The organism is Actinoplanes campanulatus (genome assembly GCF_014647795.1).
GTDB classification, from domain to species: domain Bacteria; phylum Actinomycetota; class Actinomycetes; order Mycobacteriales; family Micromonosporaceae; genus Actinoplanes; species Actinoplanes campanulatus.
On sequence record NZ_BMPW01000037.1, the window covers coordinates 1 to 21,804 of the forward strand.

Here is a 21,804-nt window from a genome sequence, read left to right on the forward strand (position 1 = left end):
GGACCCCCGCAACACCTCCCGGCAATGCGCCGAGTGCGGGCACATCGACAAAAGGAATCGGCCTACCCGGGACGATTTCCTCTGCTTGAGGTGCGGGCACGCTGGCCCGGCCGACCACAACGCTGCGCGCAACATCGCGCGCAGGGCTGCCGTCATGCAGCCGAACGCGGCGTGACCCTAGCAGCCAGCTAGACCAACGAACGCAAGCTCGGTCCTTCAGGGCCGAGTTCATGACCGACGGTGTCCCTCGTCGAGTGGCTCGTAGGTGTATCCGACTCCCCAGACGGTGCGGATGCGGGCCGGCTCGGCCGGGTCGTTCTCGATCTTCTCGCGGAGCCGACGGACGTGGACGGTGACGGTCGACTGGTCACCGAACTGCCATCCCCAGACCTTGTCCAGCAGATCGGCGCGTGACCAGGCCCGGCCGGGATTGCGCATGAAGAAGACCAGCAGGTCGAACTCCCGGACGGTCAGTGCCAGCGGAGCGCCGTGGCGTTCGGCGACACGGCGCGCGGTGTCGACGGTCAGGTCCGCCTCGCGCAGCGTCGCGGAGGGGCCGGGACTCACCGCCTGCCCGCCGGTGCGGCGCAGCACCGACTGGATGCGCAGGACCAGCTCACGAGGGGAGAACGGCTTGGTCACGTAGTCGTCGGCGCCGACCTCCAGGCCGAGGACGCGGTCGGCCTCCTCGCCGAGCGCGGTGAGCATGATGACCGGCAGGCCGGGCAGTTGCCGGCGGATCCGGCGGCACACCTCCAAGCCGTCGATGCCGGGCATCATCAGGTCGAGGACGACGAGGTCGGGGCATTGGGCGGCGATCGCCGCGAGGCCGTCGGCGCCGTCGGCGGCCAGCCGCACCTCGCAGCCGGCCTGCTCCAGATAGCGCCGCACGACGTCACTGACCGTGGCGTCGTCGTCGACCACCAGCACCCGATGTCCCATCAGCCCACGCTACCCATGACCGGCTCCCCGTACGTTTCTCCCAGGCCTTTCGGAATTCTTACGGCCTTTCGCCGGTCGGCGCCGCAGCAACGCGGCGACGGCGACGACGAGAAGCACGACGATCAAGTTCCGGCCGTACGCCGAGGGCAGCGCCGAAGGGTTGTCCGCCGGGCGCCCGAAGCCGAGCACCAGCGGCAGCGCCACGACCGTGATCGCGGCGGCGCAGATCGTCGCGGCGATGACCGCCGGGCGCCGCCGTCGGGGGACCAGGCGGGTGATCACGGCGCCCGCCGCGAGCAGGGCCGGCATCCAGATGACGTCGTGGACGACCAGCACCCCGGCCAGGAAGGTCAGCACACCGGCGGGTGCCAGATCCGGGTCGTGGAGGGCGCCGGCAACGGCGTACCCCATGATCAGAATTCCGGTGACGGCCAGGACGGTTCGCGTTTTCACCGTGACTCCAGCACGGTGATCCGGCCGATCCATTTGGTCTGCAGCACGCCGGGCCGGTTCGGGGCGATCAGCCGTGCCGGGTAGCCGTGATCCAGGTGCAGGGGTTCGCCGGCCAGCCGCAGCGCGACCAGGGTGAGTGGATCACGGGTGTGCTCGGCCGGCACGGTCGTGGACCGGTACCGGCCGCCCGTCTGCAGTGACTCCACGAGCACGGCCACTCGGTCCGGGTCGTCCCCGGCGAGTGCCACCAGGTCCCGTAGCCGGACGCCGGTCCACTGCCCGGAGGCGCTCCAGCCCTCCACGCAGGCGATCGGTAGGTCCGCGGTGTGCTGGGGGAGGGCGCCGAGGGCGGCCAGGTCCAGGCTCAGCTGCCGTCGCGTGCCGGTGACCACCAGCCGGTACGACGGATCCACCACCAGGGAGGCGACCCCGGCGCCGATGGCGGTCGCGTTGACCGGCAACCCCTGTGGGCCCACGTGCGGGACGCGCGGCGCGAGGAGCGCGAGGCCGGACAGCGGCCGGACGGTCTGGCCGACCGTGGTCAGGGTGATCAGCCCGGCGGCGGTCCCGACGGCGCCGAGCAGCCCGCGCCGGCTCAGCCCGTCGGAGTCCGGCTCGGCGACAGGGCGGGCGGTGAGGGCGGTGCGCGCGGCCGGCAGTTGTACGCCGATGTGCACCAGCATCGCGCCGACCACCAGCCAGGCCACCCAGTAGTGCCCGGCGGTGAAGAAGAACGGCATCGGCGCATACCAGCGGGCGACGTTCAGGACGCCGCTGACCACTTGGAACAGGGCGGCGGCGACCAGCACGCCGACGCTCGCGCGGGCGGCCGCGTGGGTGATCGACCGGATCGGAGGCCAGGTGAACAGATGCGGATAGACCGACCACAGTTTCGCGCCGAGCAGCGGCACGGTGGCGAGCCCGGTCGCCACGTGCAGGCCCTGCGTGAACCGGTAGAGCCCGACGGGCCGCGACGGCCACCAGAACCAGTCCGGCGGGTGCTGGACCAGATGACTGATCAGGCCGGTCACGAAACAGACGGTGAACGTCACGGCGAGCGCGATGCCGACCTGGCTGGTCAGCCGGGTCGATCGCAACGCCGATGGGAACCGTCCGGGAAGCAGCGGCCCCCGGCGCAGTGCTTCCGGCGGCGCCGACAACCATTGCGCCAGCCGTCGCAAGGCCGGCGTACGGCCGGTCACTGGGGTGCCAGCGTGGCGAACCATCGGCCGGCCTCCGTCCTGGTGTCGAGGATGCGCAGGGCGGCGGCCGACGCCAGCGCGGTGAGGCCGTCGGCGGGAACGCAGGCCCAGGGTAGGGGACCGCCCTGGCCGGCCGGGGTCTGCACCGTCGCGATGCCGGACCAGGCGGGGGTGCCGGGCGGTGCCAGTTCAGCGTGCAGCCGCCCGTCGGGTTCCAGCAGTTCGCGGCACCGGCGCAGGAGCCGGCGCGGGTTGCCGCCGATGCCGATGTTGCCGTCGGCCAGCAGGAGATGCCGCCAGCGGCCGGTGCCGGGCACCGGGTCGAAGACGTCGCGCCGCAGTGCCGTCGCGCCGCGGCGGCGGGCGAGGCGGACCGCAGTGGCGCTGATGTCGATGCCGAGAGCCGGCCGGCCGGAGCGGGCCAGCGCGCCGGTGAGCCGGCCGGGACCGCAGCCGACGTCGAGGGTCGGGCCGGTGCAGCGGTCGAGTAGTGCTACGTCTCCGGCGATGACGTCCTGGCACCAGGCGCCCGGATCGAATCGGAGCACATTGCCGCTTTCGTGCCGGGCGGTGAACGCGGCGGGGATGCCGGCCGCGGCCCGGTTGATGGCGGCGTCGAAGACCGCGACGGCGTTCATCCGGCGACCGCCGTCGGTGACGGCATCTCGGTGGCGACAGCGCGAGCGAAACGGCTGTTCGCCGGGCACAGGGCGGCCACCGCGTGTGCGTCGGCCGCGGTGTCCACATCGCGCAGCTGAGGCAGCAGCTGTATGCGCAGGCCGTGGCGGCGCAGCGCGGTCAGCGTCTGCCGCCCGGTGGTCGGTGTGGAGGTGGGGATGGTGCGCAGGATCTCGGCGTGGCGGGGGTCGCGCAGGCCCAGTGCCCACCAGCCGCCGTCGTCTGCCGGCCCCAGCACCGCGTCCACGTCGGCGAGCAGCCGCAGGGCCCTGTCGAGGTGTGCGACGGTGGCGAGTTGTGGGGTGTCCATGCCGATCAGGACGGTGGCCGTCTGCGGTGCCCGGGTGTCGGCGAACGCGTTGGCGAGGCGGTCGCCGAGCGGGCCGCCTCGCTGCGGGCACACCGTCCAGCCCGGCGGTGCCGGGTAGTCGCCGTCGACGACCAGGACCCGGGCGCCGGCCGCGGCCGCGGCCGCGGCGACCGTGTCGAGGGTGTCGGCCAGCGCGGCGGCGGCGATCCGGGCCGCCTGGCCAGGGGTGCAGGGTGGGCACAGCCGCGTCTTGACCCGGCCCGCAACCGGGGCCTTGGCCATCACCAGGACCTGGGGAGCGTTCACCGGGCCAGCACCGCGCTCATGTCGCGGACCGCCCGGAGGGTGCCGAGGACGGTGCCGGTCACCTTGGAGCGGGTGCCGGCCGCCCGCGGGTGGTAGTCGACGTCGACCTCGACCACCCGCCAGCCGGCCCGCCCGGCGGTGATCAGCAGCTCCAGCGGATAGCCGAACCGGCGGTCGCGCAACCCCAGAGCGAGCAGGTCGTCGCGGCGTACGGCCCGGATCGGCCCGATGTCGTGCACATCGACACCGGCCGTGCGGCGCAGCCGGTGGGCGAGGACGGCGTTGGCGGCCCGCGCGTGCAGCGGCCACACCCCACGTGCCGTCGGCCGTCGTCGGCCGGTGATCAACTCGGCCGCACCGCAGAGCACGGGGCCGGCCAGCCTGGGCAGCTGCGCCGGGTCGAAGGAGCCGTCGGCGTCCATCACGCACACCACCCCGTCGACCGGGTCGGCGGCCAGCACACCGGCGTGTACGGCCGCGCCGTACCCGGGCTCGGCCACGCTGATCACCTCCGCGCCGTGAGCGCGGGCCACCGCGGCCGAACCGTCGGTCGAGCCGTTGTCCACCACGATCGGCCGGTAGCCGGCCGGCATCCGGGCCAGCAGGCCGGGCAGGGCCGCAGCCTCGTCCCGGCAGGGAAGCACCACATCGGTCATGCTTCGGACGCTAGGACCGGATCCGTCCGGATTTCCTTACGAGGCGATGACGAGGTCTTACGAAACGGTGACGTGGCCCGCGAGTCCTTACGATCCGCTGACGGCTCGCCGCAACCGGGATCCGCCGCCTGGTCGCGGCCCTACGGTCGGCGCCGTGACTCACGTACTCGTGACCGGTGGAGCCGGTTTCATCGGAACCCATGTCGTAACCGCCCTGCACGACGCCGGCCACCAGGTGACCGTCGCCGACGCAGGCCATCGCGGCGCGCACCGCGCGCCGCTGCCGGACACCGTGGCGGGAGCCCCGCTGCACCGGCTCGACCTTCGCGACCAGGCGGCGGTCGCGGGCGTCCTGGCCGGTGTCGACGTCGTGGTTCACCAGGCCGCCATGGTGGGACTCGGCGTGGACCTCGACGATCTGCCCGAATACGTCGGCTGCAACAGCCTCGGCACCGCCGTCCTGCTGACCGAGATGGCCCGCGCCGGCATCCACCGGCTGGTGCTGGCCAGCTCCATGGTCGTCTACGGCGAAGGCGCCTACACCTGCCCGCGGCACGGCCCGGCACGCCCCGGGCCGCGGACGGTCGCGGACCTGTCCGCCGGCCGGTTCGAGCCGCCCTGCGCCGTCTGCGGCACCCCACTCGAGCCGGGCCTCGTCGACGAACAGGCGCCGCTGGACCCGCGCAGCGTGTACGCCGCGACCAAGGTCGCCCAGGAACACCTCACGGCGGCGTGGACACGGCAAACCGGCGGCACCACCATCGCCCTGCGATACCACAACGTGTACGGGCCGGGCATGCCCCGTGACACCCCGTACAGCGGTGTCGCCGCGATCTTCCGATCCGCGCTGGAAGCCGGCCGGGCGCCGCGGGTATTTGAGGACGGCGGCCAACGCCGCGACTTCGTGCACGTCCGTGACGTGGCAGCCGCCAACCTCGCCGCCATGACCGCGACCGGCACGCACACCGGCTGGCGTGCCTACAACATCGCCTCCGGCCGCCCGGCCACCGTCGGGCAGATGGCCGCCGAACTCGCCCGAGCCGCCGGAGGCCCCTCTCCCGTCGTCACGGGCGAGTTCCGGCTCGGCGACGTGCGGCACGTGGTCGCCGCGCCGGCACGAGCGCGGGCCGAGCTGGGCTTCGAGGCCACCGTGGACCTCGCCGCCGGGATCACCGAATTCGCCTCCACCACGCTGCGCGGATGAGCATCCGCCCGTGGAACCGGCCGCCCCGTGCCGACCTGATCGCCGCCGCCGTCGCTGTCGGGTTGTTCGCGGCGGCCGCGGTCACCGGCGGTGTGCTGTACCTGCTGGGGCGACCCGTTCACGCCAGCACCCCGCCCCTGTTCGCGCACTGGCTGCCGCACGTCGGCCCCGGCACACCGCTCGCCCTGCTGGTCGCCGTACTGGTCTGGTGGCGAGGGCCGGCACTGGCGGCCCGGACGCACTGGCGGCTGTTACCGGCCCTGTCCTATGTCGCCGCCGTGGCGTGGACGTTGTCGCTCGCGCTGATCGACGGCTGGCGACGCGGCATCACCGACCGGTTGACCACCGAGCACGAATACCTGCACGAGGTTCCCGGCATCACCGACATCCCCGCCACACTGGCCGAATTCACCACCCGGATCCTCGACTTCCAGCCGGACTCATGGACCACCCACGTGTCCGCTCACCCGCCGGGGGCGCTGCTCGTCTTCGTCTGGCTCGACCGTGCCGGACTCGGCGGCGGCGCCTGGGCCGGGATGCTGTGCATCCTGGTGGCAAGCCTGGTGGCCGTCGCGGTGCCGCACACGGTACGGCTGCTCAGCACCGAAGAGGCAGCCCGGGCCGTGGTGCCGTTCGTGGTGCTGTTCCCCGGCGCGGTCTGGTCCGGAGTATCGGCCGACGGACTGTTCGCGGGCGTGACAGCCACCGGCGTCGCCCTGCTGGCACACGGCGCGGCTCGTGGGCGCGCGGGGGCCGCGGTCGCCGGCGGCCTCCTGCTGGCTTTCGGCTGCTACCTGTCGTACGGGCTCGTCCTGATGGCCGCGATCGCCCTGGCGGTCGTCGTCGCTGCCGGCCCGCATCGGCGCACCGCGGGTTGGGCGTTCGCCGGAACGATGCCGGTCGTGGCCGCTTTCACGGCGGCCGGCTTCTCCTGGCCCACCGGCTATCACCTGCTCATCGAGCGCTACTACCAGGGCATCGCCAGCGATCGCGCCTACGGCTACTGGGTGTGGGCCAACCTCGCGCTGATGGCCGTCGCCGCCGGTCCCGCAGCGGCGGTGATCCTTCGCCGGGCGGTGACGGCCGCACGACCGCGCGCTCGCAATGCCGTCTGGGTCGTGCCGCTCGCCGCTGCGGCGGCGATCGTCGCCGCGGACCTGTCGGGCTACAGCAAGGCCGAGGTGGAACGCATCTGGCTGCCCTTCGCGGTATGGCTGATGGCCGGTGCGCCCCTGATACCACCCGCGGACCGCCGGACCTGGCTCGCCGTGCAGGCAGCAGTGGCCCTGACGGTCAACCACCTGGTCCTGACGGTCTGGTAGCCCCACAAGTTCTTACCAAATGATGACGTACCCGTCGAATATTCATCTTTCGTCGCTCAGCGGTTCGTACCCGTTCACGTCGACACATCACCGGATCCGGCCTTCACCGCATCGAGGAGATCCCCATGAAACGCAGACAGACCTCGTTCCCCGTCCTGACGTCACGGCCTGCCAGGATCGCCATGGCCGCGGCGGTGCTGGCGGCCACCGGCGCCCTCACGGTCACCTTCGTCTCCAGCGGCGGCAACGGCACCGCGGACGCCGCCACCAGCCTGGCGCAGTTCGTGCCGATCCAGAACGTACGGCCCAACGTGCGCCACCCCCGGCCCACCGCGGCCGCGTCGACAGGCCGCTTCACGGTGAACTGCGGCACCAACGGCAACGGCAAGTTCAGCCCGGACAACCCGGTGGCCCAGCCCGGCATCAAGAACGGCGCCGAACACGTCCACGACTTCGTCGGCAACCTGGCGATCACCGCCGACTCCTCCGACGCCGACCTCGACGCATCCGGCACCACCTGCCGCAACGGCGACAGATCCTCCTACTTCTGGCCCGTCGTGCGCATCGACAGAACGGTCCGCAGCGGCGGCGAGGTCCAGCGGGCCCTTTCCGAGACCCAGCCGGCGGTCGTGTGCCCCTCGGTCCGTGACCGGCTGCCCGCTGTCCCCGTTCGCGTCCGCGCCCGCGTCGACCGCCTGCTGGCCGACTTGGACCGCCTGGAAGCTGCCGCGAACGAACGGATGACCGCCAGCCGCGGCCGCATCGACGCCGGCATCAACAGCAGGGTTCTCGGCTCGCTGCGTACCCGCCGTGCGATTTTGATCAAGGACATCGGCGCCGCTGTCACCAACACCGGCGGCGAACGGCCGGGTATGGTCTCGCTGGTCGACTGTGACGTCAGTTATGACGGCGTGCACGCCGCGATGCACGGCACCGCCCACGCCGCGAGCATCAGAGCCGGCCAGGTCGCCAACCCGCAGATCCAATGCCCCACCGTTCGCGACAAGCTGCCGGGCGTACCCGATCAAGCCCTCGCCGAAGTCAACCGCAACCTCGACGAACTCGATCGGCAGATCTCCGAGGCCGGCGAACGCCTCGTCACCAGCCGCGGCCAAGGCGGCGCCGCCGTCGTCGACAACGCCGTCCTCGGACCGCTGCGAGCCAAACGCGTCGCCGCGCTCGACCGGATCGCCACCGCCATCGGCAGGCAGGGGACCCGCCCGCAGGGCCTCGATGCACTCGCCCCCTGCACGCTGAACCCGGCCCCCGCCGCCCCGGCCACACCCGGGGGCGCCGCCGCACTGCCCGAGCCGCAAGGACCCGACTTCGAACTACCCGGCAACACCGGCGGTATCGTCCGCCCCGCGAAAGTGCTCATCGAATACCGCGGCAACCCGGTCAGCAAGGTCGTCCCGATGCCCAAGTTCCTCCGGACCCTCACCGGCGACGCCAAGCCCACCAGCCGCGGACCGGCCAACGCCCGCGCCACCTGGACCTGCTCCGGATTCGGCGATCGACTCTCCGACAAATATCCGATCTGCCCCGCCGGCCGTGCGGTCCAGCGCGTCCACGACTTCCCCGGCTGCTGGGACGGCAAGAACATCGACAGCGACAACCACCGCAGACACGTCGCGTTCGCCGACAAGACCACCGGTGCCTGCCCGCAAGGCTTCCGCGCCATCCCCCAACTACGGATCACCATCTCCTACAACATCCCCCGTAGTGTCCAAGCCAAGGGCCAATACGCCCTCGACTCCTTCCCCGAGGAGAACCACAACCCCTTCTCCGACCACAACGACTTCATCAACGTCAACTCCGCCCGGACCATGCAGCGCATAACCACCTGCATCAATACCGGCAAAAGGTGTTCATGACACCCCGCAGGCCGCGACGGAGTGAGAGGGCTGTCCAGTCAACGGCTCTGGCTCACATTCGGCGGCGCTGAGTAGCTGCCTGGCCCCCGGCTGATCCGCGTCAAAGCGGGTTGGGCTCAGGACCTGCATCATAATCGGTTGGCGGCACCCGTTGATCGCGGCGATCGTCACGGTGGCTTCGCAGCGGAACGGCGAGTTCGTCGTACCGAACAGAGACGGCGCGGTTGCGTTTGATCCGGTTGATGCCGCATTCGACGGCATGCCGCTGCTTGTAGCGCTCAGGGTCGAAGGACGGTGGCCGGCCGCCCTTCGGCCCGAGCTTGCGCCGCCCCGATATCCCTACTGGCGTCCGGGAGATGACCTCTGTTGCTGCCTCGCACGCTCCGACCGGGTCGCCGTCACGGAACACGCACATCGCCTCGTCGACGTTCACCACCCTCGACCGCGGCGGCGGCGCTGCGACAGCGTGATGTGCATGATGCTGTCGGTGTTGTGGTATCCACGGCGCTCGAATTGAAATGATATCTTGGGGGTATTCAGCCCTTCAGGAGCGGAGTCATGGGATGCGTTTGTCTTCTACCCGAACCTTGCGCGCAGGAATTGCGGCGGCATTGCTCACTGCTGGACTCGGCGTCGCCACGGCCCAGCCGGCATCCGCAGCGTGCGGTTGGAGTTATACGCCGGCCGCGAACGGCGACGGATCCGGGATCATGAAGGCGAGTGCGAACGGCTGGAATCTCAAGTCGGCTCCGTACGCGGATTGCGATAATGTCGGCAAGGTCAGCGGCGGCGAAAGAGTTTGGTACCACTGCTGGGACTTTAATAGCTACGACAACATGTGGGTTTATGTGCGAGTGGCCGGCACCAACAAGCATGGCTGGATTTCGACCGACAACATTCGCGACGAAATCCCCTATCGGGATGACAACGGAGACGGCGTCGTTGCCTTCGAGCAATGCTGATTCCACCCATCCCGCCACTCGGAGGCTCTGTAGGGCCGTGACGTCACCCTGAGTGAGTGCAAGTCGCTGGCACTTCAGTGATTGGCGCGAACGTGGAACGGCTCATGGGGCTACTGGCTCGCAAGGACATCGACCTCCGCGAGAAGGGCGGCCGGACCACCGTCGAAGCGCGTACCGGAGGCGCTGAATGGCGGTCGGTGGTCGCTTTCGTCATCGGGTTCCACGTAGCGCTGCGGGCCGTGGTGGCTTCGCCATTCGCGGCCGGGCTTCTTCGATTCTGCGGTGAGGCTGGCAGCTGCTCCTTTTAGGGCGGCCGCCAGCCGTGCCGCGAAGCGACCCGGCGGCACGAATCCGGCCCCCCGCACGCTCGCACCGGGTTGGTTGAAGGCGCCGCCTATCCGTCCCGAACCGTGGCGCGCAACCGCAGGGCGAGGTCCAGCGTCGTCTGGTACCGGGAGCGTTCGGGCCAACGCGGCGGCGCGGCCTCAACGCTCGCACGGCCGGCCTCGATCGCCTCGTCCAGGTCCGCGATGCGCCGGGTCGTCGTGAATCGCCGGGTCAGCATGCCGCACAGGTTGTTGAGGCCGCGGGCCCGTCCGACCGGGTCGGTGCTGACCCGGACCGCGGATCGGGTGACGCTGATCGCCTCCTCGAGATCCACCGGATCGCCGAGCGTTAGGAACCTGGCGACCAGTACTTTGCCGAGATTGGCCAGCTCGGTGCTACTTGTGCTGTCGCCGGGGACGGCGACAGCGGCCCGGGCCGTCGTCACCGCCTCGTCCACGTCGCCGGGCCCGCGCCGGATCTCCAGGCTGACCGCGAGATTCGACAGCGCCTTCCGGCGGGTCTCGGCATCCGCGCCGGATGCGGCCACCGCCGCCCGCGTGTGACTGATCGCCTCGTCGAGGTCGGCTTTCTGACCCAGTCGCTGGAACCGGCCCACCAGTGCGCCGCCCAGATGCTGCAGCGCCCGAGCGTAGTCCTTGTGCCCCGGACCGGATTCGGTGGCGGCCCGCAGACTCAGCAACTGCTCCGTTTCGTCGTCGGCGGACCAGGCGAGTGTCAGCCGTTCGTCCAGCACCGAGGCGAGGTGCAGCAGGTGCGAGACACGCGCGTCGGGATCCGCCTCGCGGGCGGCCTGCCGGCCGACCGTTACCGCCTCGTCGAGGTTTCGCCGCTCCCAGGTACGGCCGTACCGGACGCCGAGCGACTGCCCGAGCATGGACAGCCAGGCGACTCGCTCATCCGGCGCCGGGGTGGCGCCGAGGGCACCGCGGCAGGTCGCGACGACCTCGTCGAGATCGGCGAGCGCCTCGGCTCGGCGATAGCGCTCCCAGAGCGCCTGCGCGAGCGCGAGGCGGAGTTCCTGGCTCCCCGCCGGCGCCGGATTCGCTTCGACCACACCTGTCCGGGCCGCATTCACGATCCGATCGAGATCGGCCGGAAGACCGGTACGGTCGAAACAGGCCCGTACAGCCTGCACCAGGGCCCGGTGGATGGTGGCGCTGGTGGGGGCGGCGCGTGTCGCGGCCTCGGCCAGGTTGATCGCCTCGGTCAGGGCGGCGACGTCGCCGCACGCCCGATACTGCGACAGCCGGGCGCTGCTGAGATTGGTCAGGAAGTCGGCCCGGGCGAGCGTCGCCACCGCCGCCCGGCCGAACGCGACCGCGTCGTCGAGCTCCGTGAGGTCGGAATTGTCGGCGTAGCGCAACTGCGCCGCGACGCTCAGGTCGGAAAGGGCAGCGGCTCGCTGCGGATCCTCCGGTACGGTCGCCTGCACGATCCGGTAGAGCAGGTCGGTGGCGTACGGAAGGCCGGTGACGTCACCGGACGTGATGGCGGGTTCGAGTATCGCTCGCGCCTGGCGTTTGTACTCCTCGATCAGCGGCTCCCGCAACTGCGCCGGCAGCAGGAGCGGATCGGCCTGCCCGACCGGGACGAACAGGTCGGCCGCTCGCCGCAACGCGGCCTGACCGCCGTCGGGATCGGCCTCGAACCGGCACCAGTACAGCCACCCCGCCGCGGCCGCGACCTCTACCGGCAACGTGGCCGGGCCGGCCGCCCGTACCAGTTCCTCGGCTTGGTCGGCGGCCGTTTGGCTCAGCACGGCGGCGGCGTCGCCGTACTCGTGGAAGGCGGTGATCCGCGCCCGGACGGCCGTCAGCAGTTCGGCGACCACGTCATGGACTCCCCTCACTCGAACGTGGACAGCACTAAAGTAGGCGGACCCGCTCCGTTCGACGATGGGGAGTTCATGTCCGCGCCAGACCTCCTCACCGATCTGACGGACCAAATCCGGGCGTACGAGCGAGGCGAACCCGATGGGGTCTGTGACCCTCAGGTCGTGGACCACATGGTGCAGCTCATGGAGTCCGCCGTCGGCTCCGGCGACAGGAACCAGATCGTCGTCACGGCCAAGGTCGTAGTGCAGGCGCATTGGTACCGGCATCAGGCCACCGGGCACGAGTTCGAGCTGCAGAGCGCGCTCAGCCTCGCCTCCCTTCTCGCCGGCCTCGACGCCGGCGCCGTCCCACCGCCGGTCGCGGAGTGCCTGAACGAGCGGGGTCGCCGCGCCGACGAGGGCGCACGCCTGCTGAGCCAGGTGGTCAGCGGCAGCGACCCGAACGCGCTCGATCGCGCCATCGCCCTGCTGACTGCGGCCCTGCACGCGACGGCCTCCGCCGAGCCCTGCCACGCGGTCCTGTCGACCAACCTCGGCAGCGCGCTGCGGATCCGGTTCGAGCGCCACGGCGACGGAGCTGACCTGGACAGGGCGATCGAGTTGCACACCGCGGCGATGAACGCCATCGGCACCGGCCGCCTGGAGCCGACGGTCAACCTGGCCGGTGTGATGCACCTACGGTTCAAGCTGCGCGGCGACCACGCCGATCTGGACCAATGCGTCGAGTTGCTGACCACCGCGGTGGACCTCGCCGACCCGGACGACGCCGTCCGGCTCGAAGCCATGACCAATCTCGGCAACATGCTGAACCTGCGGTTCCACCACACCGGCCGGATGACCGACCTCGACCGAGCGATCAGCGTGCTCGGTGACGCGCTGCGGCAGAACCGGCACCACGATCACGACACCCGCCGGTTCCATCTCGGCGGGGCTCACCTGAGCAGGTTCAGGTCGCTCGGCGCCGCGGCGGACCTCGACGAGGCGATCCCTCTGCTCGCCGCAGCGGCCGACGCCACCGGTCCGGATCACCCGGAGCACGCCTTCCGGCAGCGGCAACTGGGAGACGCGTACCAGCGCCGCTTCACCCTGCGGCATGACCCGGCGGATCTGGAGCGGGCAGCCGACTGTCTCGACGCGGTGGCCCAGGCCGGCACACATGAATACGTCAACCTCGGGATGGTTCTGGTCGAACTGTTCCAGCAGCGCGGCGATCCGAATCACCTCGATCGTGCGATCGAGGTCCTCACCTCCGCTGGCGCCCTCGCCGATCTCGGCAACGCCTTGCACATGAGATTCCGGCACCGACACCGGTACGCTGACCTCGAGGACGCGATCGGTCGGCTGACCGAGGCGCTGGCGGCCACCGACCGAGGCTCCGAGCACGCCGGCTACACGGCGTCGAATTTGGCCGTAGCGTTGCAGACCCGGTACCACTGGCATGCCGACCCGGATGATCTCGAACGGGTCATCGACCTGCTCGGCACCGCCTTGCCGTTGTTGAGCCCGGACGACCCGCAGCGGGTCGGGCTGCTGTGCAACCTGGGCACCGCGCTGCACGACCGCTTCGACCTGCACCAGCGACCGGCCGACCTGGACCAGGCCATCACACTGCTCGGCACCGCCGCGAACACCGCCGCCATCCACCAGGACGGCGCCGCCGTGCTGGGGAATCTCGGCGCCGCGATGGCCGCCCGATTCCGGCACCACCGCCATCAGGCGGACCTCGGCCAGGCCGTCGACGCGCATGCGGCCGCGATGGCCGCCACCGGCCCGCACCACGTCGACTTCCCGATCCGCCAGCAAAGCCTGGCCGGCGCGCTCTACGCCCGCTTCCAGGAGCTGGGCGACGAGGCGGACTTCCGGCGGGCCGAGGACCTCTGGTCACAGGCGGAGCGGATGGCCACGACGCCAGCCAGCCTGCGGGTCAGCGCCGGTCGTGAACGTGCCGCCGCGATCGGCCAGACGCACGGGCCCGGCGCCGCCGCCGACGCCTATGCTGAGGTCGTCGACCTGCTGCCGCTGCTGATCCAACGCGGATCCCACCGGTCCGACCAGCACCTCCAGCTTCGGCGCTACGCGTCCGGCCTGGCCAGCGACGCCGCCGCGGCGGCAGTAGCCGCGAACCGCAGCAAGGACGCGACCGAACCACTCGAACAGGGCCGGGGATTGCTGTGGGCCCAACTCCTCGACACCCGGTCCGACCTGACTCGTCTCTGGCGAGTGAACCCCGCGTTGGCGGCGCGCCTCACGGCCATGCGCACGGAACTCGACCATCCGGACACGTCCGACGCCCAACCGGCCCGCCGACGCTAGATACTGGCAGAGGAACGGGCGGGCCTGGCCGGGTAAATCCACGCGATACCGGCATTCGCGGAGTTCCTCAAACCGCCCGGGAGCTGTCCAGTCTGCAGTGTCGGTGGCTCGCTATCTACCGTCTGATTCTCTCATTCAGTGAGACCAACGGAACGGTGAACGCGTCCTTCGAGATCCCCGGCCGTGGCCGATGATGCCCCTCCGGCAGGCCGACGGCCGTTGACCGGTCACGGCCGGGGCGAATGACGGTCACCGGCCCGGCGCGGCCGGCAGGGTGCAGGTCGGCGGCGTGCCGTGGTGCAGGCTCATCGTCGGCACCGTGGTGGGCCCGATCTTGCCAGGCATCACCCAGTAGACGAACGACATCTGGGTGTCGCGAGGCAGGGCCGCGATGTCAATCCTCAAACCTTCGCCGGTGCCGATCGGACGGATCACAGGCGGCGGGCCGAGCACGGCCTCGATCTGGCGCAGGCCGTCCTGGTCGGCGCCGCTGCAGCCACCCAGTAGAACGCCGTTGACGAGCTTGGCGTGCATGATCTGGATGCGGGCCGGGATACCGGCGTCCTCGAGAATGGCGTTCAGCCGTTCGGGGTCTCGCAGATCCGATTCCAGCACGTTGACCGTGGCACCGTCGCCGGGAGCCACTGGCTGCGCCGAGCGGTCGTACGCCCACCAAGCGGAACCGGCTAGGACAACGGCGGCCAGCCCGGCAGCGATGCGGCGGCGCCGCGCTCGGCGGCCGGCCGCGGCGACGATGTCGTCATCCTCATGCATGTTCGGCACATCCCCAAGTCTTGGCCGGGCCGGGCGGTCCGCACGTCGGACCGCCCGGCGGCGCGTATGTCACGAGTAGATGGTCAGATGCCGGACGGTGCCATAGTTGGTGAAGTCGTCGTGCCACTTGGGAAACGCCCAGAGGACGGTGTCGCTGCCGATGATGCCGGCATTGTTGCCGGTATGCAGTCCGACCACACTCCTCACATTCAGATCCCAAGCCGAGCCGGCGTCGACGAAGCACAACGGCGTCCACGGCGCCGACGGATTTGTCTGCAGGATTTTCAGCCAGAGGAAGTCGCCGCTGCCAAACGTGCGATTCCAGGAGCAGGAGAACGGGTCGGGTTGGTGGATGGCGAATGCCGGACTGGACACGCCGACCACCGCTGCCATTGCTGCGGCCACCATTACTGCCGCCCTTTTCAAGCCTCTGCCTGTTCGTGACTTCATGCCCATTTACTGCCCTTTCGTCGTCGAATATAAGCGACCGGTGGACACATATTTGCTGAGGGAATCTACCGATGTCAACGTTTTCACGGTTCCGGCGGCCCCACTGGAGCTGTTGTCCCGCCGGCGGGACAACAGCTGCTGGCGCGTCCCCCGCGCGAGCTACGCGTGGATGTCCACGGTGGGGGGATGGGGCCGCGGCGCCGACGGATTACCGTCCTTCGTGGCCGCCGGATCAGTGGAGGGCCGGGACGACAGGCTCTCCTTATTGGCGATTGCGAGGAGTCACGTTGCCGATACCTGAACAACGAGGTGTGGGTTCCACCGCAAACGATGGAAAGTACCCGCGGGCGACGCCTGAGGCGGCGCTGTCGAATGGTCGGATCCTCGTCACCCAGGTGGGTCTGCGGATACCAAGAGGCGTCACGTTCGCGGGGTGGGAACGCGCCGGCTGGCGGCTCGTTGAGGTGCTGAATTCATCTGTATGGTGCATTGGGGACTGGTTGGAACACGGTGAACGAGAGTTCACCGGCAGGTATCGGGGCGCTGTCGAAACACTGGGTTTGGAGTATCAGACGGTGCGCAATTATGCATGGGTCGCGCGCCGTTTCCCGTTGGCCCGACGGCGGGCCGCGTTGAGCTTCCAGCATCATGCCGAGGTAGCTGGTCTGCCCGACGAACAGCAGGATCGATGGCTGGATCAGGCTGAGGAGGGCGGCTGGTCGCGCAACGAGCTACGCCGGAACCTCCGAGCCACCCGCAACGGCGGCGCACGTCGGCTGACTGCGCCGCTGCCTCGCATCACCACGGAGGAGCAGCGGTTGCGTTGGCAGGCGGCGGCGGAGCGCACCAAGGCCGATTTCGAGCAGTGGATCGTGCAGAGCCTAGACGATGCCGCCGACGCGGTGCTTGACACACGGGCGTAGGTCGAGCGTACCCGCGTCCACCGGCGCCAGCGCTCCGGCCCAACAGCAACTACAGCCGCACCGACCTCGTGCGCGACCATCACGGCCGAGCAATCGAACCGACCGAAGCGATCATGGATACCCAGATATCCGAGCCCGAGGGGAAACGACCGTACGCAGTGCGGTCTTCGAGCTCACCGCCTTGGCGACTGCCCGTCTGCGCTGCGGTGATACCGCGCAGGGCGTCGTTGACGGTCACCGTGCGGTCGATCTCGGTGAGCTTGATGGGCAGGCTCGGGTCAACCTTGAGGAAGGGCTGGATGGTCACGGTTCTGGTCTGCTTCCGTCCAGGGCCGTACGGCTGCTGGCGGTCGTGGCCGGACACCCAGTAGCGGTGGTCGGGTGTGGCCCGCTTGGAGGTGGTCGCCGGCTTGCGAACCTTCGGCGGTCGGCTGGTGCTCCTCGGTCTGATTCGTACGATCCGGACGTCTGGGGCGGGGCGTCTGTTGCGTGCGTACGTCTTGACGATCTGCTTCGGCAGTTGCGCTGGTACGGCTTCGGAGAGTTGTTGGTGGATGAGGAGCCAGGTGGTGATGCCAGTTGACATAGATGGTATTACCAACCATCCTTGAGGTAGTTGGTAATACAAACTATATCCTGGAGGTTCTCCATGCGTGCCGCAGTCCTCTCCGCGTTCGGCGTACCGCCGATCTGCCGCGACCATCCGGAGCCGGTAGCGACCGGCGACAACGAGATGGTCGTGCAGGTGCTCGCGGCTGGCCTGCACCACCTGACCCGGGCGAAGGCCGACGGCTCGAACTACAGCAGCACCGGCGCGTTTCCGCTCGTGCCCGGTGTCGACGGTGTGGTGCGCGACCCTTCCGGTCGACTGCGCTACGTGGCCCTCGACGACACGACGTTCGGGACGTTCGCCGAGCGCACCGTCATCGACGTCCGTCGCAGCGTGGTGCTGCCCGAAGGGGTCGACCCGGTCCGGATCGCCGCGGCGATGAACCCTGGGATGTCCGCCTGGGTCACGCTGCGCCGCCGCATCGAGTTCACCGTGGGGCAGCGGGTCCTGGTCATCGGCGCCACCGGCAACGCCGGCCGGATGGCGGTGCAGGTCGCGAAGCTGTTCGGCGCCGCACACGTGATCGCCGCCGGCCGTGACGCGGCCCGCCTGGCCTCCCTGCCCGCCCTGGGCGCCGACGAGACGTGTACGTTCGACCGGATCGATATCGCGGCGGACGTCGACGTCGTCCTCGACTACGTGTGGGGCGAGCCCGCCGCCGCCGCCGCCGCGATGATCCCGATGCTCACCTCCCGCGCCGACCGGACCAAGCCGCTGACCTGGATTCAGATCGGATCCATGGCCGGCTCGACCGCGCCGATTCCGTCGGTCGCGTTGCGTTCGGCCCGGCTGAACATCGTCGGCAGCGGCATCGGCTCCGTGCACGCCCGCGACTTCATCGCCGAGCTACCGGCTCTCGCCGCCGCGGTGACCGATGGATCGATCGACGTCCGCGCCCGAGCCGTACCGCTCGCCGAGATCACCCGAGCGTGGAACGCCGACACCGACGACCGCATCGTCCTGGTCCCGTAGACACCGAGACCCCGGCAGAAAGGGCACGCACATGAACGTTCCAATGCTCACCGCAAACCTGACGACCGCTCCGCCGGGTGCCGTTCCCGCCGTCGACGTCGTCGCTGATCTGGCATGCAAGCCCGGCTACACGCTCAACTCATGGTTCGCTATCGGCCACTTCCAAGCCGAAGGGCACACGCTCAACTACCTCGTCCACATGATGGCCCTCAGCATCAAGGGAATCGTCGTCGGCGTGGACGCCGCTGCCAGTGTCACCGACGAGACCACCGGCTGGTACGGCGCGCAAGACACCTTTTACCCGATCTTTCGCGCCCGCGCCCGCTCGGACCGGCTGCTGGTCGAGACTCCGCATTGCCTGATCGCCGGGACCCTGGACGACCTGCGCGTCCAGGCCCGGATCAAGGGCGCGAGCGTCGACGTCACCCTGAAGGCCGTCGGCCATCCGCTGTACAACCGGGGTACGGGACGCTTCGACATGCTCGGCATGGACGTCTATCAGTACTCCATCCCGGCGATGGAGACCACCGGCCAGCTGGTCATCGACGGCCGCGAGTTCACGGCCGCCGGTGTGAGCTGGTTCGACCGGCAATGGCAGAAACAGTCCCTCGGACCGCCGTCGGGACGGTGGACGTGGATGGACCTCAACCTCAGCAACGGATGGCGCGTCAGTCTCTGGGACGCAGTCGGCCCGGACGGCGGCCCGGACGCGTGGGTGACGGTGGTCGACGAGACCGGCGCGCACACGGTCGCCGATCTCGTCCCGCTGGTGCAGGATGCCGGTGAGTACTGGCACTCGCGAGACGGATCGCGGTTCCCGACGCGGTGGCGGGTGCGAGTTCCCGACCTCGGCATGGAGCTCACCGTGCAGGCGAAGCCCCGCGAACAGGCGATCAACGGTCTCAGTGAGCGCTATGAAGGCGCCAGCACGGTGCACGGCATGGTCGACCGCAAGCAGGTCGACGGCTACTGCTACGTCGAGATGGTCGGCGACTGGAAAGCATGAACCCCGACCCGTCCCGCGGTCCTGGATGATGCCGGACCGGGCCGCGGATGCGTCTCAGCTCGACGCTTACGGTCCGTCCGGCCGCACCCAACCGTGCGTCAGGACGTCGAAACTCGCCTCGACGGCGCGGCGCGAGGATCCGATCGGCCGCGGACGAGGGCGGGAATTTCGAGTACGGATCTGGCCAGTGTCACGCAGGCGAGGTCGTCGTGGTTCACGCCGCACTCCTCGGCGATGGCGGCGCTGAGGCTGTCGGTGTGCCGAGTCCAGATGCCTTCGGCGTACGAGCGCAGTGCCGGCGTGGCGTCGACCAGGGCGACGAACTCGGCCGCTTGGGAATGCGTCGCGACGGGAAGATAGTCGCCGCCAGGTTCTGCGGATGCTCGACATGCGCGGGCTGTGCCGCCGGATCACCGGGACCCACGACACCGCCGGTTGCGAGCACCGCGTTCACCATCAGTGGCATCCCCGTGCCGCTGGACCGGGTCGCGAACCATCCGCTGCACCAAGCGTGGATCCCGCAACCGACGCTGATCCGGCACCTCATCGACTGGAACCAGGAGCTGGGCGTCGACCTGCGATGGGGCCATCAACGGTGGCCATCAGTGGAGTATCCGCAGCCCGGCTTGTTATCGGATCAGCCGAATGATCAAAGCCCGAGCCGCGGTCCGCGTTGATTGCCGCTCGGATCAGATTCGCCGAGAACGGGGTCAGTTGCGGATCCGATCCGCTGAGAACTCACATGCCCTCTCGTTTGTCATTCACCGGTACGGGCACTTCGCGACTACTTGTCCAAGGCCTAGAGTTGTGGTGTGGCGGTGAAGAGCGGTGCCCTGCTGGGTGCACACGAGATCAGAATTCGTCTCGGTAATGTCAGCCGCCAGCGCGCGTATCAGCTGACCAGCCGGGACGGTTTCCCCAAGCCGGTAGCCGACCTGGCGCAAGGCCAGGTGTGGCTGGCCGCCGACGTCGATGCCTGGTTGGCGGTGCACCGGCCGGCGGTGCCCGGCTGACAGGCCGTCCCGTCCTGGTGCTGTGCCGCCGCTGTGGCGGCCAGGCGGATGGGGATCGAGACTCGGCGCCGTCAGCGTCATCGCGAACGCTCGGTCGCCCCTCTCCGCGGTCGGATCATCAGCACGGATTGCCAACGCGAGTTCATCCACCGCGTTCGGGTCCGGCACTCCGCCGGGCCCGGGCGCCTCAGCTGGGGAAGACCAGGGGAGGGGTGCCGCCTGACGGTCCGGCGGCACCCCGGTATGCGTGGCCCTCAGGCCGTACCGCAGGCGGTTCCGTTGAGCGTGAACGCGGACGGAGTGCCCGTGTTCCCGGTGTGGGTGGCTTGGAAGCCGATGGTCACCGAGGCGCCGGCCGGGATGGTGCCGTTGTAGGCGGCGTTCCTGGCGATCAACTGGCCGGAGGCCGGCGCGTAGGTGGCGTTCCAGCCGGAGGTGATGGTCTGTCCGGCCGGCAGGGTGAAGGCCAGTGACCAGCCGCTGACGGCGGCGGTGCCGGTGTTCGTGATGGCGAGGCTCTCGGTCAGGCCGGAGTTCCACGCGTTCACGGTGGCCGCGACGCGGCACGCGCCCGTGGCCGGTGAGCTCGAGGGCGGGTTCGACGGCGGTGTGGACGTCGGCGGGGTGCCACCGGTGAGGCCGAAGAACGAGATCGCGTACGCGGCCATGCCGGTGGCCGGCAGGCTGTGCCCGGCGCCCTGGATGCTGTAGGCCTCCACCTGAACCGTCGCGGAGCTGTCGGTGTAGCGGCGGCGGTTCCAGCCGGCCTGCGGTGTGTCGGTCGAGGCCGGTGTCTGGCTCAGCGCGAACACGTTGGTCCATTGTTCGATCTCTTCTTGCAGCAGCGAGTACGGCACGAGGGTGTCGCTGGTGCCGTGCCACAGCTGCACGCGCGGGCGCGGGCCGGTGTAGCCCGGGTAGGCCTGCCGCACCGCGTCGCCCCACTGCTGGGCGGTCCGGTCCATGCTGCCGCCGGTGCATCTGCTGCTGCCCGGGGGATAGTCGGCGGCGTTGGCGAAACAGTTGAACGGCGTGCCCATGAACGCGGCCCCGGCCTTGAAGACGTCGGGGTAGAGGGCGAGCATCTCATTGGTCATCATGCCGCCGGACGAGCTGCCGGTCGCGTAGACCCGGTTCGGGTCACCACCGTACTGCCGTTGGGCGTAGGTGACCATCGATACTATCGACACCGGATCGCTGCCGCCACCGCGCCGTTTGGCGGCCTCCGACCAGGTGTCGAAGCAGTTGCCGAAACCGGCCTGCTGGGTGGCGCTGGGATAGATGACCAGGAACCCGTACCGGTCGGCCAGCCCGGCGAACTCGCTGCTGGAGTAGAAACCCGGCCCGGAGCCGCCGCAGCCGTGCATGGCCACCACGATCGCGGGGTTGGCCGGGCGGCTGTCCGGAACGTAGATGTGCATGCGCATGCCGCCGGGGTTGTCGCCGAAGGCCGTGACCTCGGTCAACGAGGCGGCGAACGCGGGCCGTGCCGCCGGGACGGCCAGCCCGGCGACGGCGAGCGCGGTCGCGGCGGCGAGCAGGATCTTTCTTCGGATCTTCATGGCCTGACTCCTTGGTTCCCACACGCTGAGGGGATGGCTGCCGGCGCGGAGGGGTGCCGCGGTGGCATCTGGGGGATCGGGGTACGGCTG

The 21,804-nt window shown here is 69.9% G+C and carries 22 protein-coding genes; 10 read left to right on the forward strand and 12 right to left on the reverse strand.

What is annotated here, in order from left to right:
- On the forward strand, positions 1 to 175 hold a 175-nt coding region (locus IEZ13_RS48080; protein WP_189285777.1), incomplete at its 5' end, for a zinc ribbon domain-containing protein.
- 53 nt (positions 176 to 228) lie between these two features.
- Here the strand turns inward: IEZ13_RS48080 and IEZ13_RS43000 are convergent.
- The 6 genes from IEZ13_RS43000 to IEZ13_RS43025 are packed head-to-tail and all read right to left on the reverse strand — an operon-like array spanning position 229 to position 4,547.
- Positions 229 to 942, reverse strand: coding sequence for a response regulator transcription factor (locus IEZ13_RS43000; RefSeq protein ID WP_183227203.1), 714 nt, complete (start codon positions 940 to 942; stop codon positions 229 to 231).
- 9 nt (positions 943 to 951) lie between these two features.
- The gene (locus tag IEZ13_RS43005) at positions 952 to 1,395 is read right to left on the reverse strand and encodes a hypothetical protein (protein ID WP_183227205.1); all 444 of its coding nucleotides are present in this window, start codon (positions 1,393 to 1,395) and stop codon (positions 952 to 954) included.
- The gene (locus IEZ13_RS43010) at positions 1,392 to 2,621 is read right to left on the reverse strand and encodes a molybdopterin-dependent oxidoreductase (protein ID WP_183227207.1); all 1,230 of its coding nucleotides are present in this window, start codon (positions 2,619 to 2,621) and stop codon (positions 1,392 to 1,394) included. The genes IEZ13_RS43005 and IEZ13_RS43010 overlap by 4 nt, the downstream gene beginning before the upstream one ends.
- A complete protein-coding gene (locus IEZ13_RS43015; protein ID WP_183227209.1) occupies positions 2,594 to 3,235 on the reverse strand; it encodes a class I SAM-dependent methyltransferase in 642 nt (213 codons plus the stop codon). The genes IEZ13_RS43010 and IEZ13_RS43015 overlap by 28 nt, the downstream gene beginning before the upstream one ends.
- Positions 3,232 to 3,867 (reverse strand): TIGR04282 family arsenosugar biosynthesis glycosyltransferase, encoded by a 636-nt coding sequence (locus IEZ13_RS43020; protein ID WP_183227303.1) that lies wholly within the window; start codon positions 3,865 to 3,867, stop codon positions 3,232 to 3,234. Before IEZ13_RS43020 ends, IEZ13_RS43015 begins: the two co-directional genes overlap by 4 nt.
- 20 nt (positions 3,868 to 3,887) lie before the next feature.
- On the reverse strand, positions 3,888 to 4,547 hold the full coding sequence (locus IEZ13_RS43025; protein ID WP_183227211.1) for a glycosyltransferase family 2 protein: 660 nt from the start codon (positions 4,545 to 4,547) through the stop codon (positions 3,888 to 3,890).
- A gap of 154 nt (positions 4,548 to 4,701) precedes the next feature.
- On the opposite strand from IEZ13_RS43025, the gene IEZ13_RS43030 reads away from it, so the two are divergent.
- The 3 genes from IEZ13_RS43030 (at position 4,702) to IEZ13_RS43040 (ending at position 8,947) form a co-directional block, all read left to right on the forward strand.
- Positions 4,702 to 5,751 carry an NAD-dependent epimerase/dehydratase family protein gene (locus tag IEZ13_RS43030; RefSeq protein ID WP_229795735.1) on the forward strand — a complete coding sequence of 350 codons (1,050 nt, stop codon included), beginning with the start codon at positions 4,702 to 4,704 and terminating at the stop codon, positions 5,749 to 5,751.
- On the forward strand, positions 5,748 to 7,073 hold the full coding sequence (locus tag IEZ13_RS43035) for a hypothetical protein (RefSeq protein WP_183227215.1): 1,326 nt from the start codon (positions 5,748 to 5,750) through the stop codon (positions 7,071 to 7,073). Before IEZ13_RS43030 ends, IEZ13_RS43035 begins: the two co-directional genes overlap by 4 nt.
- Positions 7,074 to 7,198: 125 nt before the next feature.
- A complete protein-coding gene (locus tag IEZ13_RS43040; protein WP_183227217.1) occupies positions 7,199 to 8,947 on the forward strand; it encodes a DUF1996 domain-containing protein in 1,749 nt (582 codons plus the stop codon).
- Positions 8,948 to 9,047: 100 nt separating this feature from the next.
- Here the strand turns inward: IEZ13_RS43040 and IEZ13_RS47275 are convergent, their stop codons facing one another.
- The gene (locus IEZ13_RS47275; protein ID WP_203834127.1) at positions 9,048 to 9,380 is read right to left on the reverse strand and encodes a hypothetical protein; all 333 of its coding nucleotides are present in this window, start codon (positions 9,378 to 9,380) and stop codon (positions 9,048 to 9,050) included.
- A 130-nt stretch (positions 9,381 to 9,510) separates the two neighbouring features.
- Here IEZ13_RS47275 and IEZ13_RS43050 point away from each other — a divergent pair, with 130 nt between their 5' ends.
- The gene (locus IEZ13_RS43050) at positions 9,511 to 9,909 is read left to right on the forward strand and encodes a hypothetical protein (RefSeq protein WP_183227219.1); all 399 of its coding nucleotides are present in this window, start codon (positions 9,511 to 9,513) and stop codon (positions 9,907 to 9,909) included.
- 394 nt (positions 9,910 to 10,303) lie between these two features.
- Here the strand turns inward: IEZ13_RS43050 and IEZ13_RS43055 are convergent, their stop codons facing one another.
- On the reverse strand, positions 10,304 to 12,346 hold the full coding sequence (locus IEZ13_RS43055; protein WP_183227221.1) for a hypothetical protein: 2,043 nt from the start codon (positions 12,344 to 12,346) through the stop codon (positions 10,304 to 10,306).
- Between IEZ13_RS43055 and IEZ13_RS43060 the strand changes: the two genes are divergently transcribed.
- Complete coding sequence (locus IEZ13_RS43060; RefSeq protein WP_183227223.1) at positions 12,275 to 14,404, forward strand: tetratricopeptide repeat protein; 2,130 nt, start codon at positions 12,275 to 12,277, stop codon at positions 14,402 to 14,404. The two genes, IEZ13_RS43055 and IEZ13_RS43060, sit on opposite strands and share 72 nt — an antisense overlap.
- Before the next feature lie 249 nt (positions 14,405 to 14,653).
- On the opposite strand, the gene IEZ13_RS43065 is transcribed toward IEZ13_RS43060, so the two are convergent.
- Entirely contained in the window at positions 14,654 to 15,178 is a 525-nt protein-coding gene (locus IEZ13_RS43065; protein ID WP_183227225.1) for a hypothetical protein, read from the reverse strand.
- Between the two features lie 69 nt (positions 15,179 to 15,247).
- Positions 15,248 to 15,586 carry a hypothetical protein gene (locus tag IEZ13_RS43070; RefSeq protein ID WP_229795736.1) on the reverse strand — a complete coding sequence of 113 codons (339 nt, stop codon included), beginning with the start codon at positions 15,584 to 15,586 and terminating at the stop codon, positions 15,248 to 15,250.
- Between the two features lie 353 nt (positions 15,587 to 15,939).
- Here IEZ13_RS43070 and IEZ13_RS43075 point away from each other — a divergent pair, with 353 nt between their 5' ends.
- Positions 15,940 to 16,551 (forward strand): LmbU family transcriptional regulator, encoded by a 612-nt coding sequence (locus tag IEZ13_RS43075; protein WP_203834125.1) that lies wholly within the window; start codon positions 15,940 to 15,942, stop codon positions 16,549 to 16,551.
- A 79-nt stretch (positions 16,552 to 16,630) separates the two neighbouring features.
- On the opposite strand, the gene IEZ13_RS43080 is transcribed toward IEZ13_RS43075, so the two are convergent.
- Entirely contained in the window at positions 16,631 to 16,858 is a 228-nt protein-coding gene (locus tag IEZ13_RS43080; RefSeq protein WP_183227229.1) for a hypothetical protein, read from the reverse strand.
- A gap of 342 nt (positions 16,859 to 17,200) precedes the next feature.
- Between IEZ13_RS43080 and IEZ13_RS43085 the strand changes: the two genes are divergently transcribed.
- The 3 genes from IEZ13_RS43085 (at position 17,201) to IEZ13_RS43095 (ending at position 20,152) form a co-directional block, all read left to right on the forward strand.
- The gene (locus IEZ13_RS43085) at positions 17,201 to 18,133 is read left to right on the forward strand and encodes a quinone oxidoreductase family protein (RefSeq protein ID WP_183227231.1); all 933 of its coding nucleotides are present in this window, start codon (positions 17,201 to 17,203) and stop codon (positions 18,131 to 18,133) included.
- Positions 18,036 to 19,139 (forward strand): lipocalin family protein, encoded by a 1,104-nt coding sequence (locus IEZ13_RS43090; protein WP_189285779.1) that lies wholly within the window; start codon positions 18,036 to 18,038, stop codon positions 19,137 to 19,139. The genes IEZ13_RS43085 and IEZ13_RS43090 overlap by 98 nt, the downstream gene beginning before the upstream one ends.
- A gap of 812 nt (positions 19,140 to 19,951) precedes the next feature.
- The gene (locus IEZ13_RS43095; RefSeq protein WP_372441950.1) at positions 19,952 to 20,152 is read left to right on the forward strand and encodes a helix-turn-helix transcriptional regulator; all 201 of its coding nucleotides are present in this window, start codon (positions 19,952 to 19,954) and stop codon (positions 20,150 to 20,152) included.
- 254 nt (positions 20,153 to 20,406) lie between these two features.
- Here IEZ13_RS43095 and IEZ13_RS43100 read toward each other — a convergent pair whose 3' ends face one another.
- The gene (locus IEZ13_RS43100; RefSeq protein ID WP_183227236.1) at positions 20,407 to 21,714 is read right to left on the reverse strand and encodes an extracellular catalytic domain type 1 short-chain-length polyhydroxyalkanoate depolymerase; all 1,308 of its coding nucleotides are present in this window, start codon (positions 21,712 to 21,714) and stop codon (positions 20,407 to 20,409) included.
- Between the last annotated feature and the right edge of the window lie 90 nt (positions 21,715 to 21,804).

Coding starts and splice junctions, on each gene's coding strand:
- IEZ13_RS43000 (WP_183227203.1), bottom strand. CDS start 942: ATGGGACATCGGGTGCTGGTGGTCGACGACGACGCCACGGTCAGTGAC.
- IEZ13_RS43010 (WP_183227207.1), bottom strand. CDS start 2,621: ATGGTTCGCCACGCTGGCACCCCAGTGACCGGCCGTACGCCGGCCTTG.
- IEZ13_RS43015 (WP_183227209.1), bottom strand. CDS start 3,235: ATGAACGCCGTCGCGGTCTTCGACGCCGCCATCAACCGGGCCGCGGCC.
- IEZ13_RS43020 (WP_183227303.1), bottom strand. CDS start 3,867: ATGGCCAAGGCCCCGGTTGCGGGCCGGGTCAAGACGCGGCTGTGCCCA.
- IEZ13_RS43025 (WP_183227211.1), bottom strand. CDS start 4,547: ATGACCGATGTGGTGCTTCCCTGCCGGGACGAGGCTGCGGCCCTGCCC.
- IEZ13_RS43035 (WP_183227215.1), top strand. CDS start 5,748: ATGAGCATCCGCCCGTGGAACCGGCCGCCCCGTGCCGACCTGATCGCC.
- IEZ13_RS43040 (WP_183227217.1), top strand. CDS start 7,199: ATGAAACGCAGACAGACCTCGTTCCCCGTCCTGACGTCACGGCCTGCC.
- IEZ13_RS43050 (WP_183227219.1), top strand. CDS start 9,511: ATGCGTTTGTCTTCTACCCGAACCTTGCGCGCAGGAATTGCGGCGGCA.
- IEZ13_RS43060 (WP_183227223.1), top strand. CDS start 12,275: ATGGAGTCCGCCGTCGGCTCCGGCGACAGGAACCAGATCGTCGTCACG.
- IEZ13_RS43055 (WP_183227221.1), bottom strand. CDS start 12,346: ATGCGCCTGCACTACGACCTTGGCCGTGACGACGATCTGGTTCCTGTC.
- IEZ13_RS43065 (WP_183227225.1), bottom strand. CDS start 15,178: ATGCATGAGGATGACGACATCGTCGCCGCGGCCGGCCGCCGAGCGCGG.
- IEZ13_RS43070 (WP_229795736.1), bottom strand. CDS start 15,586: ATGGTGGCCGCAGCAATGGCAGCGGTGGTCGGCGTGTCCAGTCCGGCA.
- IEZ13_RS43085 (WP_183227231.1), top strand. CDS start 17,201: ATGCGTGCCGCAGTCCTCTCCGCGTTCGGCGTACCGCCGATCTGCCGC.
- IEZ13_RS43090 (WP_189285779.1), top strand. CDS start 18,036: ATGGATCGATCGACGTCCGCGCCCGAGCCGTACCGCTCGCCGAGATCA.
- IEZ13_RS43100 (WP_183227236.1), bottom strand. CDS start 21,714: ATGAAGATCCGAAGAAAGATCCTGCTCGCCGCCGCGACCGCGCTCGCC.